The sequence below is a fragment of the Methylobacterium bullatum genome (genome assembly GCF_014845095.1).
Classification (GTDB): domain Bacteria; phylum Pseudomonadota; class Alphaproteobacteria; order Rhizobiales; family Beijerinckiaceae; genus Methylobacterium; species Methylobacterium bullatum.
Genome location: NZ_NKUG01000167.1, coordinates 1 through 13,530, shown reverse-complemented (window position 1 = coordinate 13,530; position 13,530 = coordinate 1). Strand labels below are relative to the sequence as shown.

The window sequence follows — 13,530 nt, the reverse complement described above, 5'->3', positions numbered from 1 at the left end:
CCACCCGCTACCCCGGCGCTCGCCGGCCGGGGTGGCGGGCGGGACGAAGGCGAGGATCAGCACGATCGTCGCGAGCTGGAAGGCCGCGATCAGCCACAGGCCGGCGGAGGCCGAGCCGGTATTCTCGCGCAGATAGCCCATCACCGCGGGGGCGCCGAAGCCCGCGAGGTTGGCCATCGAGTTGATCAGGGCGAAGCCGGCCGCGGCGGCGGAGCCCGCCAGGAACCGCCCGGGAATCTGCCAGAAGACGGGGATCGCGCTCATCGTGCCGACGATCGCCACGGCGAGCGCCAGCATCGCCAGAGCCGGGCTGGCCGGGACGAGGAACCCGACGAGGGCGATGGCCAGCGCCCCGATCATCGCCGGTATGCCGCAATGCAGGCGCACCTCTCCGGTTCGATCGGAATGACGCCCGTTGAGCACCATCCCGATACCGCCGCACAGATAGGCCGCCGACATGATCCAGCCGATGGTGAGAGGGTCGGTGAAGCCGGCATCACGTACCACGCTCGGCCCGAAGAAGATCAGCGCCGAGTACCCCGTGACGAGGCAGAAGTAGATCGCGATGCACTGCCAGACCCGGACATTCTTCAGGGAGGCGAGGATGCGGTGTTCCCGTGGGCCGAGGGCCTCGGCGTCGCGGCCGAGATCCGCCTCGATCAGCGCCCGCTGCTCCGGCGTCAGCCAGGTGGCCTTGGCGGGGCGGTCGGTCAGGTAGAGGAGCGTGACGAACCCTGCGAGGATCGACGGGATGCCCTCCAGCAGGAACACCCATTGCCAGCCGTCCCAGCCATTCACGCCGTCCAGGCCGGTGAGGATCGCCCCGGCCAGCGGCCCGCCGATCACCCCGGCGATCGCCGATGCCGACATGAACAGCCCAAACACCTTCGCCCGCCGCTCACTGGGGTACCAGTAGGTGAGATACAGGATCACGCCCGGATAGAAGCCGGCCTCGAACACTCCGAGCAGGAAGCGCAGCACGTAGAAGAAGGCCGGTGTGGTGACGAACATCATCGCCACGCAGCAGGCGCCCCAGAGGAAGGTGATCCGCGCGATGGTCTTGCGGGCGCCGATATATTCCAAAAGCAGATTGCTCGGCACCTCGCAGAGGAAGTAGCCGATGAAGAAGATGCCCGCGCCGATGCCGTAGACCGTCTCGCTGAATTTGAGATCGGACAGCATCTGCAGCTTGGCAAAGCCGATATTGACCCGGTCGATCCAGGACAGGATCCAGAGCGCCATCAGGAACGGCAGCAGGCGCCAGGTAATCCGGCGGTAAGCCGCGTCGAGCGACGGACGAGGCCGGGTCGATGACGCATCGGGAACGGGATATGACCGGATCGCCATGGATCGCCTCGAGGTCCGTCACACCATCGGCGCCGATGCAAACCTCGCCGAAACACCAGCAATAGTTGGACCATGTTCCCGCGCGATCCGACATCCGGACGGGCCGCGAAACTCGTCTGCGAGCGGGGTTATCCACCCCGAGCGAGGCTTTCCATCGCGTTCCTCACGGGATGCGGAGCCAACCGGAAACCATCGCGCTTCGATGGTGTAGACAGACGGTGATCGACGCCTTGCCAAGGAGACCATGCCATGTGGCCCGACAGACGTTTCCTCGATCTCGTCGGTCTGGATCATCCCATCGTCCAGGCACCGATGGTCGGGCCTCGGGGCCGGCTCACGACCGCCGTCTCCACCACCGGCGCCCTCGGGTCGCTGGCCTGCGCCGCCCTGAACGCCGAGCAGGTAGGCAGCGAGGTCGCGGCGATCCGCCGGAGCACGGATCGTCCGTTCAATCTGAATTTCTTCTGCCACACGCCGGCCGCCGCCGATCCGGCCCGCGAGGCCGCATGGCTCCAGCGCGTGACGCCCTATTACCGCGAACTCGGCCTCGACCCCGCAGCGCCCGTCGCTATTGCCAACCGTGCGCCCTTCGACGAGGCGATGTGCGCCGTCGTGGAGGATCTGCGCCCGGTGGTGGTCAGCTTCCATTTCGGGCTCCCCGAGGCCGCCCTCCTCCGCCGCGTCAGGGAGGCGGGCTGTCTCGTCGTCTCCTCCGCCACCACGGTGCGCGAGGCCCGCTGGCTCGAAGAGCGCGGCGTGGACGCGATCATCGCCCAAGGGTCCGATGCCGGGGGGCATCGTGGCATGTTCCTCACCGATGCGGTGGAGTCCCAGGTCGGCACCTTCTCCCTGGTGCCGCAGGTGGTGGACGCGGTGCGCGTGCCGATCATCGCGGCCGGCGGCATCGCCGATGCGCGCGGGATCGCCGCGGCGCTCACCCTCGGCGCCTCCGCCGTCCAGATCGGCACGGCCTATCTCCTCTGCCCGGAGGCCGGCATCTCCGCCGTCCATCTCGCGGCGCTACGGGCCGCCCGCGACGAGGATACCGCGCTCACCAACGTGTTCACGGGCCGTCCCGCCCGAGGTCTCGTCAATCGTACTTTGGCGGAGCTCGGCCCGGTGAGCGCCGACGCGCCGGCCTTTCCCTCCGCCGCCGTGGCGCTCCAGCCCCTGCGCCAGCGCGCGGAGGCGGAAGGCTCGGGCGATTTCTCGCCGCTCTGGTCGGGACAGGCGGCGGCTCTGGCGCGGGAAACGGGGGCGGCGGAATTGACCCTACAACTGGCGGAGGAGGCACGCGGGATCTTGCAGGCCCGCGGCTAGCCCGGCTGCCCGATAGGCATGGGCCGGCGAGTCAGAACGGACTGACGGGGAAGAACCGCAGGTACAGCTCGGCGTATTTCCCCTCGTCCCAGAGCCGTTGGAGGGCTTCGTCGAGGGCGCGCGAGAGGGCCGTGTCCTCGCGCCGGGTGACGAGGCCGATGCCCTCGCCGAAATAGCGGTTCTCCAGGTAGTCGCCGCCCACGAGTGCGCAGCAATTCGAGGAATCGATGCCGCCGATCCACAAAGCGAGGTTGAGCCCGTCGGCGAAGACGTAATCCACGTCGCCGCGCCGGAGCGCCCCTTCGGCGGTGGCGAGGTCGGTGAACTCGCGCGCCTCCGCCTGGGGGAAGAACGCCTTCAGATAGGCCGCATGGGCGCTTGCCCCGACGATGCCGACGGACTTGCCGGCCAGCGCCTTGGCCGAGGGGGCGGGCAGGCCCTTGTCCGTGCGGGCCGCGAAGCGCGCCGGCCAGCGGAAATACGGACGGGTGGCGAGGAAGCGGCTGCGCAGGGTCGGGGTGAGCGGGATCGCGGCCGCGACCACATCGCCCTGCCGGTCGGCCAGGGCGTCGAGCAGCGTATCGAACCGCCGCGCCTGAATCGTGCAGTTGAGCGACAGGCGCTCGCAGACCGCCCGGACGAGTTCCACCACGAAGCCGGTGGGTGCGCCGTCCGGGCCGGCGAAATGCAGGGGCGGGAACTCGTCGTCGGTGAGGAAGCGGACGGCGCGCGCCGTCTGCGGCGCTTCGATCCGTTCGAGCCGGCTGCGCGGATTCCAGAAATTCGGGATCGTCACGCTCGGCGAGGCCGTGTCCCGCGAGGCCGTATCGTGCGCTGCCGAGTCTTGCGCTGCCGCCGGCCAAGCCGAGAACAGCGCCATCACCAGCAAAGCGGCGGCACACCAGGCGAGGCGGCTTGACGGTGTGGTTGTATCTGTGGCGCACTGGTTGTGCGCGGGAATCGTCTGGCTCACGGCTCTCCCCTATCACGTTCCCGGGCCTCGGGGAGCCGGTTCCGGTGTCGATCCTCGGTTTCAGGAGCCTGCGCGGCGAAACGGTGGCATTGCCGCCGGAGATCGCGTTTCTCCTGAGCCACGCCGCCTCCCCGATGCTGCTGGCGAAGGCCGCCGCCCTGGCGCGGGCGAGCGGCACCGATGCCGCCACCGCCCTGATCCAGTCCGGGCTGATGGACGAGGAACGCTTCTACCGCGCCCTCGCCCTCACCCTCGGCGCGCGCTATCTCGGCGCGCGCCTGCCCCTCGGCGCCGGGGCGCGGTTTCCCGACAGTGTGGTCGCGGGTGTCGCGCCCCTCGATCCGGGGACGGGGGCGGCCTTCGTCTATGCGCCGCGGGGACGCGCCGTCGTCGAATTGCTGCAGGGACGCAGCCCCACCGGTCTGATGCCGGCGATCACCACCCCGACGGCCCTGCGCCACGCGATCTTCGCCCAGCGCTCGGTGGGAGTCGCGGCCCATGCCTCGGACGACCTTCTCAGGCGGAGGCCGGACTGGGCCTACAACGCCGTCCCCGTGGCGCCTCTCCTTGCGCTGGCAGGCCTCGTCTTCGGCGCGTTCCTCTTCGCCCTGGCCTGCCTGCCGGCGTTCCTCGTCACGGCGGCCTGGGTCCTGGTGCAGGTCGGATTTCTCGTCCTGCTCACCTTTCGCGTGGCCGCCATCGGCCCGACCGGCCGGATCGCGCCGGAGGACACGCCCCGGCAAAGGATGTCGGACGTCGACCTGCCGGTCTACACGGTGTTCGTCGCCCTCTACCGGGAGGCGGCGGTGGTGCCGCGCTTGATGGAGGCGTTGACGCGGTTCGATTACCCGGTGGCGAAGCTCGACATCAAGCTCCTCACGGAAGCCGACGATGCCGCCACGGCGGGGGCGCTCGCATGCCTCACCCTGCCGGCACATGTGGAGGTCGTCGTCGTGCCGCCGGGGCTGCCGAGGACCAAGCCGCGCGCCCTCAACGCCGCCCTGCCCCTGGCAAGGGGAAGCTGCCTCGTGGTCTACGACGCGGAGGACGTGCCCGATCCCGGCCAGTTGCGGGCGGCCGCCGAGGCCTTCGCCCGCGCCTCCCCGCGCACCGCCTGCCTGCAGGGCCGCCTCGTCATCGACAATGCCCGCGACTCCTGGCTGACCCGGTGCTTCGCCCTCGAATACACGGCTCTGTTCGACGTCCTCGGCCCGGCGCTGGCCGCATGGCGGCTGCCGACGCCGCTGGGTGGGACCTCCACCCATTTCCGAACCCACATCCTGCGCGCCGTCTACGGATGGGATGCCTGGAACGTCACCGAGGATGCCGATCTCGGCCTGCGGCTGGCACGGGCCGGCTACGATGTCGGCGACCTGCCGAGCAACACGATCGAGGAGGCGCCGGCCCGCTACAGGGCTTGGCTCAACCAGCGCACCCGCTGGATGAAGGGCTTTCTCCAGACCAGCCTCACCCATGGCCGCACCCCCCTGGTCACGTTTCGCGAACTCGGTCCGTTGGCGAGCCTATGCGCCGTTGCCCTCATCCCCGGCACGGTGGCCTCGGCTCTGGCCTATCCGTTCCTGATGCTGCCGGCTCTGGTCTCCCTCTGGCCGAGCCGGATCGAGGCGGGGAGCGATTTCTGGTCGAACCTGCCCACGGGCGCCGCGATCACGGTGCTCGTCTCGGGCTTCGTGGCGATGCTGCTGCCGGCCTATATCGGCGCCCGGCGCCGGGGCTGGCACGATCTCGTCCCCTTCGTGCCCCTGCTGCCGGCCTATTTCCTGCTCGTCAGCCTCGCCGCCTGGCGCGGGGTGATCGAACTGATCCTCGCACCCGACCGCTGGAACAAGACCGAACACGGCCTGTCCCGCACCTCGCGCAGCGGGGCGCTGACACCGAACCCGCCGCGATGACGGGGCCCAGCACCAGGACGCGTTACAGCGCCTTGGCGAGTTCCGCCGCCGCCTGGTCGGCGGGTTTCATCAGGTTGAGGGCGTTCACGAAGCGGTTCCGGCCATCCATAATGTAGACGAGCGCCGTGTGCTCCATCGTGTAATCGTCTCCCTTGGTCGGCACCTTGCGGACATAGGCGCGGTAGGCCTTCACGGCCGCGGCGACCTCCTCCGGCGAGCCGGTGAGGCCGACGATGCGGGGATCGAAACTGGCGAGGTAGGTCTTCAGGGCCTCGGGCGTGTCGCGCTCGGGATCGACCGCGATGAACAGCGCCTTCGTGTCCTTGCCCTTGGGGCCGAGCGCCTGGAGCACATCACCGATCTGCTGCAGCGTGGTCGGGCAGACGTCGGGGCAATGGGTGAAGCCGAAGAAGACGAGATGGGTCGCCCCGGCGAAATCGCGCTCGGTGACGCGCCGTCCGTCCTGGTCGGTGAGGGTGAAGGGGCCGCCGACGCTGCTGGTCGCCACCTGCCCGGCCTTCGGCACGAGCAGCACGGTGGCGGCGACGCCGAGCGCCACGAGGCCGAGGGCGAAGAGGATGAGGGGAAGGGCGCGACGCATGGGGAGCCTTCAAGCCGGTTCCGGAGGGACGCTGCGGCAAGAGCATGGGCCGGGGATGCGGGCAACCGTCAATGTGTCGCCGGGGGCTGCGTGAGACCGGCTTCACCACTCGGGTTCAGCGGATCGCGAGGGCGGCGATCAGCTTGTGGGTCGTGCTGGTCAAGGCGGAGAACGCCGCGAAATCGATGCGGTTGATGACGACGAAGACTCCGACATCGCGCCCCGGCGCGAAGGCGACGTAGCTCATGAAGCCGGCGCCTCCCCCGCTCTTGGCCAGCAACGCCGGTTCGTTCTCCTTGGCCGCCAGGGCCACCCAGCCGAGGGCGAGGCCCGCCATGGGCGAGGCTTCGTCGAAGCCGATCGCTGCCGGCATCGATTGGCGCTGGCGGTAGACCGCGTGGCTCAGGGCGAGCGTGCCGCTCGTGGCGGTGACGTTGTGCCGGAGCCAGCGCGCCATGTCGTTGCCGGTGCTGTAGAGGCCGCCGCTTCCGCCCGTCGCCTGGGTGTCGACGCAGGTGGCCGGGCCGCCAAGGCCCGAGCCGATCATCAGCCGCGCGCATTGCTCCGGCGTCGGCGACAGCCCCGTATCGGCCATTCCCAGCGGCGTGGTGACGTGGCTGCGCAGCAATTGGGAATAGGGCGCGCCCCCCGCCGCGCCGACGGCATCGGCCAGGAGGTCGAACCCCACATTCGAGTAGGACGTGACGGTGCCGGGAGCCCAGGGCAGCGTGTATGTGCCGAGCCAGGACCAGCGGTCGTCGCGGGTCGGCCAGGCGCGTGGGTTCGTGCCTTCGGGGGCGTGTCCCATCTCGCGCGGAAGGGCGCCCGAATAGGTCGCCAGATCGAGGAGGGTGATGGGCCGCCCTTCGAAGGCGGGAACCTTCGCCTCCGGCGCGAAGCTCTGCAGCGGATCGGCGAGGGAGAGCTTCCTCTCCGTGGCGAGGGAGGCCAGCACCTCCGTGGTGAAGACCTTGGTGATGGAGTTGAGCCGCACCAGGCTCGTTCCGTCGGGCGTGATGCCGTTGCCCTTCTCGGTCTCGCCGTAGCCGCGGATGAAGGTCCCGTCCCCGCGCACGACCACCAGGATCATGCCGGGCGCGCCGGATTCGAGGAACAGGACGTCACCGGTCAAGTCCGTCGCCGCCGCGATCACCGGATCGTCGGCGCTGGCTGCTCGTGTCGTCGTCGCGAGCGACAGGGCAAGGGCGAGGACAGCGAATCGCTTGATCACGGCGCGGCTCCGATTCTGGTCGGAACTCTACACGCATTGGACGTGGTGCAAGCCCATCGGGCGGGTAGCGCCGCCGGGTCGATTCACAGGTGTTTGATCGTTCACGCCGTCCGGAGGCGAGTCGCCGCGACGGGACGTCCGATCTCAGCCCTCCCCGCCCTTCCCACGGTCGCCGGCCAGGGTGGCGCTCTCGCGCCGGAGCGGGCGGCCGACGGGGCAGACCTCCTGCACGAAGCCGGCGAGTGTGTTGGCGAGATTGTCCTCCACCTGCCGGTAGAACACGAACTGCCCGCGCTTCTCGCTCACCACCAGGCCGGCATTTTCCAGGATCGACAGGTGCTGCGAGATCGACGGTTTCGACATCTCGAAGCGCGAGGCGATGTCTCCCGCGCTCAGCTCGGCATGCGCCAGATAGGCGAGGATTTTCCGTCGCACTGGGGATGCCAGGGCCTCGAAGACGCGCTGCATGGGATCGGTGCCTCACTTCACCGAACATTTAGGCGATGAGCTAACGATTGACAAACTGGTCGCTGATATAATTAGGTAATTGCCTAATCATTGGAGGCCCGCATGACGCTTCTCTCGACACCCCGCCTCATTGCGGGACCGGACACCTCCGCCACGGAAGGGCGGGTCCGCTGGGCGCCGTCCCGCTCGCTCTGGACCGGTGGCATGACGTTGGCGGCTGTCTCCCTGGCGCCGATCTTCGTCACGCCCGGTGCGGTGCTGCTCTTCCTCGCCAGCAGCGCGGTCACTCTCTGTCTCGGGCACTCCATCGGCCTGCACCGGCTCCTGATCCATCGCAGCCTGTCGGCGCCGCTCTGGGTGGAGCGGGTGCTGGTCTATCTCGGCACGCTGGTCGGCATGGCGGGACCGCTCGGCATGGTACGGCTCCACGACACCCGGGACTGGGCGCAGCGCCAGGCCTCGTGCCACGATCTCCATGCCCACCGCGCACCGCTTCTGCGCGACGCGTGGTGGCAGATGCATTGCCGCCTCGATCTCACCCACCCGCCCCGCTTCGTGCCGGAGGACAGGATCGCCCGCGATGGCTTCCTGCGTTGGCTGGAGGCGAGCTGGATGGCGCAGCAGATCCCGTGGGCGATCCTGTTCTACGCGCTCGGCGGCATGCCGTGGCTGGTCTGGGGCATTCCCGTGCGGATCGCCGTGAGCCTCACCGGGCACTGGCTCGTCGGCCACCTGACCCACCGGCGCGGACCGCAGGGCTGGGCGGTGGACGGGGTCGCGGTGCAGGGACACGACCTGCCGGCGGCCTCCCTCGTCACCTTCGGCGAGGCCTGGCACGGCAACCACCATGCCTGGCCGGACTCCGCTCGCCTCGGCATCGAGCCGGGTCAGCACGATCCGGGTTGGTGGGTGCTGCTCGCGATGCGCCGGCTCGGTCTGGTGTGGGGGCTCAAGCAGCCGGGCGACCTGACGCCGAGGGAGGGATTGCGCCGCGTCACGGTTTGAACCCATCCCCCGGAGCCCGCCCGCTCCGGATCACCGCGATCTCCTCGCTGCCTCGGCCGACGAAAGGAACACGATCATGTCATCCGCCTCCTGGCCGATCACCCTGCGCGTCGCCTTGGCGGGCATCATCGGCCTCGTCGGATCGGTTCTGGTCATTCAGATGCTGCTCTGGCCGGCTTTGCCGGATGGGGCCGCGACGGAGACGATGGCCCGAGCCCTGTCGAGGGGCTTCGGTAGGACGATGGCCCTGATGGTGGCCGGACTTCTCTTTGCCGGGCCGTTGATCCTCATCGCGATTTTCGCGGGGGCGATCTTCCGGCCGTCAATCGAGCGGCATCTCCTGCCATGGAGCCTCGGCTCGCCGGTCGCGGTATGGCTGTTCGCCTGTCTCGTCCTCGTCCTGATGACGGAATCCGCCTCCAGGCCGCAGGGATTTCTCCACCGGCTCGCCGCCGCCATGGGGTCGGCGGAAAACCTGCTCTTCCTGTTGGGGCCCCTCGTGTCGGGCCTCGCATTCTATGGCTTGTCGGTGCCGCAAAAGCGGACGCCTCCGGTGTGACGAACCCTGTCACACGGCGATCTGATCTCGTTCCCCGGTCTCGTCCGCCAGGGCGGCCCCCTGTCGCCGCAAAGCCTCGCCCACCATCAGCAAGGCCGGCCCATCGTAGCCCGATGCCTCCACCCGGTCCGCCAGATCGGCGGCTGTGCCGGACACGACGGCTTGGTTGGGGCGCGTGGCGTTGAAGACGAGGAGCGCGGGGGTGGCCGGTGCCAGACCCTCGGCGACAGCGCGGTCGAGCAGCTCGCGCAGGGTCTTCTTCGGCATGTAGACCACGGTGGTGACGCTCGGATCGGCGAGCGCGCCCCAGTTCAGGTCCGACGGCAGGGTGCCGCGGCGGTCGTGGCCGGTGACGAATTGCAGGCGTCGCGCCGAGTCGCGGTTGGTCAAGGAGACGCCCAGCGAAGCGGCCGCCCCCTGCGCCGCCGAGATGCCCGGCACCACGCTCACGGGGATGCCGGCCTGATGGCAGGCGTCGATCTCCTCGCCGGCCCGGCCGAAGACCAGGGGGTCGCCGGATTTGAGGCGCACCACCTGCTTGCCGGATTTGGCGAGCTGCACCATCAGCGCGTTGATGTCGTCCTGGCGGCAGGAGGGGCCGTGCCCGGTCTTGCCCACCAGCATGGTGCGCGCCTCGCGGCGGGCATAATCGAGGATCTCGGGCGCCACGAGGTCGTCGTAGAGGATCACGTCGGCGTTGCGGAGCGCCCGCAGGGCCTTCAGCGTCAGGAGCTCGGCATCGCCCGGCCCCGAGCCGACGAGCGTCACCGCCCCACCCTTCGGTACGGCGTCCGTCTGGCCGAGGAGTTCGGCCAGATCCGCCTCGGTGGGTGTCCGGTCCGGCTCGGCGAAGGCGCGATCCGTGAAGCGCTCCCAGAAGGCGCGGCGGTCGGAAAAGGCGTGGAAGCGGGAGGTGACCTCCTCGCGCCAGTCGCGGGCGGCGCCGATCCAGGCCTTGAACCCGCGCGGCAGCATGCCCTCGATCCGGGCGCGCACCGTCTGCCCGAAGACCGGGGCCGCGCCCTCCGTGGAGATGCCCACCACCATGGGCGAGCGGTTGACGATGGCGCCGAACTTCACGTCGCAGAGATGCGGCCGGTCGACGGCGTTGACGATGGCGCCGGTCGCCCGCGCGGCGGCCACGAAGGCGATGCAATCGGCCTCGTCCTCCATGGCGCCGATGCAGAAGGCCGAGCCCTGGAGGTCGGCGGGCTGCCATTGGCGCTCGTGCAGGGTGACGCTGCCGGCGACGATCTCGCCCGGCACCGCGCGCAGCTCGTCGCTGGGTTCGGGTGCGTAGACGTCCACATCCGCCCCGGCGGCGGCGAGCAGCTTCACCTTCCAGGGCGCACCGCCATTGGACCCGGCCAGCACCGCGCGCTTGCCCTGCAGCGGCACGAAGACCGGCAGGACCGCCAACGGTTCGAGGCCGGCATGTCCGGCGCCCTCACGGGCGGCGATTCCGGCGGGTCGGGTTTCCCGGGGCTGGCGGGGCGTGCTCATCCTATGAAAATGAGCTCATGCGGCGTCGCGCGCAAGCGCCTGCGGCAGCAGCTTGCGGATCTCTGGAATGCACGAGCCGCAATTCGTGCCGGCTTTGCAGGCGGCACCCACTGCCTCGACGCTGTGGGCGCCGGCCGCGATGGTGGCGGTGATGACGTCGAGGCCGACCCCGTGGCAGGCGCAGACGGTCGGCCCGGCCGACGCCGTCTCGGCCCGGCCTGAGAGCAGGGCGCGCCGGGCGGAGGGTTCGAGATCGTCGGCGGCGAAATAGGTCTTCTCCGATTCCCAGCCCGGTTTCGCGTCGCCGGGCGTCAGGGCCAGACAGGCGACGAGACGCTCCCCGTCATAGGCGGCGAAGCGGTAGCGGCCACGGGCATGGTCGGCATATTCGGCGATCTCGAGGCCCTGGAACATCCCCCGCAGCATCAACGCGACCTCGCGCGAACTCTCCTGGGTGGCGAAGTGCAGCCCGGACCCGCCCTGGATCGTGGCGCGCGCCCACCACCATCCGGTGGGAAGCGACCGCTGCTCGCGGGTCAACAGGAAGCCTCGGCTCCGATAGACCGCCGGCGCGATGGCGGCCGGCGTCGCCTTCAACTCGGGCTGTCCGGAGACCGGATCGGGGATGCCGCGCGCGAGGGCGCCGACCCGGCCCTCCGACGCGGTGGCCCCGCTCCAGTGGAAGGCGGCGAAGAGGTCGCCCCGGCGCATACCCTCCCCCACCATCACCTCCAGCACCGCCGCGCCATGCGCGGTGGAGACCGTGGCGAGGCCGCCATGGCTCACGCCCATCGCGGTTGCGTCGTCGGGATGGATCTCGACGAAGGGCACGTCGCGATGGGCCGAGAGGCGCTGGCTCTTCCCCGTGCGCGTCATCGTGTGCCAATGGTCGCGGACCCGGCCGGTATTGAGCACGAAGGGGAAGTCCGCGCTCGCCGCCTGGGCTAGGGCCGGGGGCTGTACGGCGACGAAGCGGGCGCGCTTGTCGAAGGTGAAGAACTGTCCGTCGGCGAAGAGGCGCGGCTTGCCGTCCTTGGCCCCGCGCTTCGTCAGCGGCCATTGCAGCGGCTTCGCGCCGGCATAGGTCGCGTCCGAGATATCGCTCACCGCGCCGATGTCGAAGTCGCGGGTGCCGTTGTTCTCGAAGGCCGAGAGCGACGCGTGCTCGCGGAAGATCGCGGCGGCGTTCGGATAGGCGAAGGCCTCGCCGTGGCCGAGGCGCTTGGCGACGTCGCTGATGATCGCCCAATCCGCCCGTGCCTCGCCGGGGGCCTTGAGGAAGCTGCGCTGGCGCGAGATGCGCCGCTCGGAATTGGTGACGGTGCCGTCCTTCTCGCCCCAGGCCTGGGCCGGCAGCAGAACGGTCTTGCGGCCTGTCGCCATGGCGGTGTCGCTGTCGGCGACGGCCTCGGACACGACGTAGAGGTCGAGGCCCTTGATCGCCTCGCGGATCGCGTCGGCGCGTGGCATCGACACGACGGGGTTGGTGCCCATCACCCACAGGGCCTTGATCTTGCCGCGCTCCACCGCCTCGAACAGGGCGACGGCCTTCATGCCCTCGCCGGTGATGATGTTGGGCGCCGACCAGAACCGGCGGACCCGGTCCACCTCCTCGGGGGCGAAATGCATGTGGGCGGCCAGCATGTTGGCGAGGCCGCCGACCTCGCGCCCGCCCATGGCGTTGGGCTGGCCGGTGAGGGAGAACGGCCCCGCGCCGGCCTTGCCGATGCGGCCGGTGGCCAGATGGCAATTGATGATCGCGTTGCCCTTGTCGGTCCCCTGCGCCGACTGGTTCACCCCCTGTGAGAAGGCGGTGACGACGCGCTTCGTGCGGGTGAACAGCGCGAAGAAGGCGCCCACATCCGCGTCCGAAAGGCCGGTGGCGGCGGCCGTCGCGGCGATGTCCGGCGCGATCGAGCGCGCGCGTTCGAGCGCCCCCTCGAAGCCCGTCGTGTGGTCGAGGACGAAGCGGTAATCGAGGGCGCCCGCGCTCGCGAGATGCACGAGGAGGCCGGAGAACAGGGCGGTGTCGGTGCCCGGCTTCAGGCCGAGGAAGAGGTCCGCCTCCTCCCCCGTCTGGGTCCGGCGCGGGTCGATCACCACGAGCTTGGTGCCGCGCTTGGCGCGCGCATCGACCATGCGGCGGAACAGGATCGGGTGGCACCAGGCGGTGTTGGAGCCGACCAGCACGATCACGTCGGCCTCGTCGAGATCCTCGTAGCAGCCCGGCACCGTGTCGGAGCCGAAGGCGCGCCGGTGGGCGGCCACCGCGCTCGACATGCAGAGGCGCGAGTTGGTGTCCACATGCGGCGTGCCGAGGAAGCCCTTCGCGAGCTTGTTGGCGACGTAGTAATCCTCGGTGAGGAGCTGGCCCGAGAGATAGAAGGCGATCGAATCCGGGCCGTGCTGCTCGGCGACCTTGCGCAGGCCGCCGGCCACGGTGCCGAGCGCCGATTCCCAGCTCGCTCGCACCCCGTCGACGGAGGGATGCAGCAGGCGGCTGTCGAGGGACAGGGTCTCGCCGAGGGCCGAGCCCTTGGAGCAGAGGCGGCCGAAATTCGCCGGATGCTCGGTATCGCCGGCAATGCCCGCCCCCCCGACGGGTTCGGG

Annotated in this window: 11 protein-coding genes; 4 read left to right on the top strand and 7 right to left on the bottom strand. The window is 69.9% G+C overall.

What is annotated here, in order from left to right; all coding sequences use genetic code 11:
• Window positions 1-1,347, bottom strand: a 1,347-nt coding sequence (locus MBTS_RS20470) for an MFS transporter (protein ID WP_192216360.1), incomplete at its 3' end; no start/stop codon positions are given.
• 249 nt (window positions 1,348-1,596) lie between these two features.
• On the opposite strand from MBTS_RS20470, the gene MBTS_RS20465 reads away from it, so the two are divergent.
• Entirely contained in the window at window positions 1,597-2,667 is a 1,071-nt protein-coding gene (locus MBTS_RS20465; protein WP_147829979.1) for an NAD(P)H-dependent flavin oxidoreductase, read from the top strand.
• A 31-nt stretch (window positions 2,668-2,698) separates the two neighbouring features.
• Here the strand turns inward: MBTS_RS20465 and MBTS_RS20460 are convergent, their stop codons facing one another.
• A complete protein-coding gene (locus MBTS_RS20460; protein WP_373321235.1) occupies window positions 2,699-3,640 on the bottom strand; it encodes a transporter substrate-binding domain-containing protein in 942 nt (313 codons plus the stop codon).
• Between the two features lie 44 nt (window positions 3,641-3,684).
• Between MBTS_RS20460 and MBTS_RS20455 the strand changes: the two genes are divergently transcribed.
• Window positions 3,685-5,553: a glycosyltransferase family 2 protein gene (locus tag MBTS_RS20455; RefSeq protein WP_192216359.1), complete on the top strand. Its 1,869-nt coding sequence runs from the start codon at window positions 3,685-3,687 to the stop codon at window positions 5,551-5,553.
• Between the two features lie 22 nt (window positions 5,554-5,575).
• On the opposite strand, the gene MBTS_RS20450 is transcribed toward MBTS_RS20455, so the two are convergent.
• The 3 genes from MBTS_RS20450 to MBTS_RS20440 all read right to left on the bottom strand — a co-directional run bounded on the left by MBTS_RS20450 (window position 5,576) and on the right by MBTS_RS20440 (window position 7,853).
• Window positions 5,576-6,154, bottom strand: a complete 579-nt coding sequence (locus tag MBTS_RS20450) for an SCO family protein (protein ID WP_147829983.1) — start codon at window positions 6,152-6,154, stop codon at window positions 5,576-5,578.
• 115 nt (window positions 6,155-6,269) lie between these two features.
• Window positions 6,270-7,385 carry a D-alanyl-D-alanine-carboxypeptidase/endopeptidase AmpH gene (gene ampH / locus MBTS_RS20445; protein WP_147829985.1) on the bottom strand — a complete coding sequence of 372 codons (1,116 nt, stop codon included), beginning with the start codon at window positions 7,383-7,385 and terminating at the stop codon, window positions 6,270-6,272.
• Between the two features lie 144 nt (window positions 7,386-7,529).
• A complete protein-coding gene (locus MBTS_RS20440; protein WP_147829987.1) occupies window positions 7,530-7,853 on the bottom strand; it encodes a metalloregulator ArsR/SmtB family transcription factor in 324 nt (107 codons plus the stop codon).
• Between the two features lie 102 nt (window positions 7,854-7,955).
• Between MBTS_RS20440 and MBTS_RS20435 the strand changes: the two genes are divergently transcribed.
• Together MBTS_RS20435 and MBTS_RS20430 are read left to right on the top strand one after the other, a co-directional pair.
• Window positions 7,956-8,858, top strand: a complete 903-nt coding sequence (locus MBTS_RS20435; protein ID WP_147829989.1) for an acyl-CoA desaturase — start codon at window positions 7,956-7,958, stop codon at window positions 8,856-8,858.
• Window positions 8,859-8,934: 76 nt separating this feature from the next.
• Window positions 8,935-9,417, top strand: a complete 483-nt coding sequence (locus MBTS_RS20430; RefSeq protein WP_147829991.1) for a hypothetical protein — start codon at window positions 8,935-8,937, stop codon at window positions 9,415-9,417.
• Between the two features lie 9 nt (window positions 9,418-9,426).
• Here MBTS_RS20430 and cysG read toward each other — a convergent pair whose 3' ends face one another.
• Together cysG and MBTS_RS20420 are read right to left on the bottom strand one after the other, a co-directional pair.
• Window positions 9,427-10,920: a siroheme synthase CysG gene (gene cysG, locus MBTS_RS20425; protein ID WP_147829992.1), complete on the bottom strand. Its 1,494-nt coding sequence runs from the start codon at window positions 10,918-10,920 to the stop codon at window positions 9,427-9,429.
• A 15-nt stretch (window positions 10,921-10,935) separates the two neighbouring features.
• Window positions 10,936-13,530, bottom strand: a 2,595-nt coding sequence (locus tag MBTS_RS20420) for a nitrate reductase (RefSeq protein ID WP_192216358.1), incomplete at its 5' end; no start/stop codon positions are given.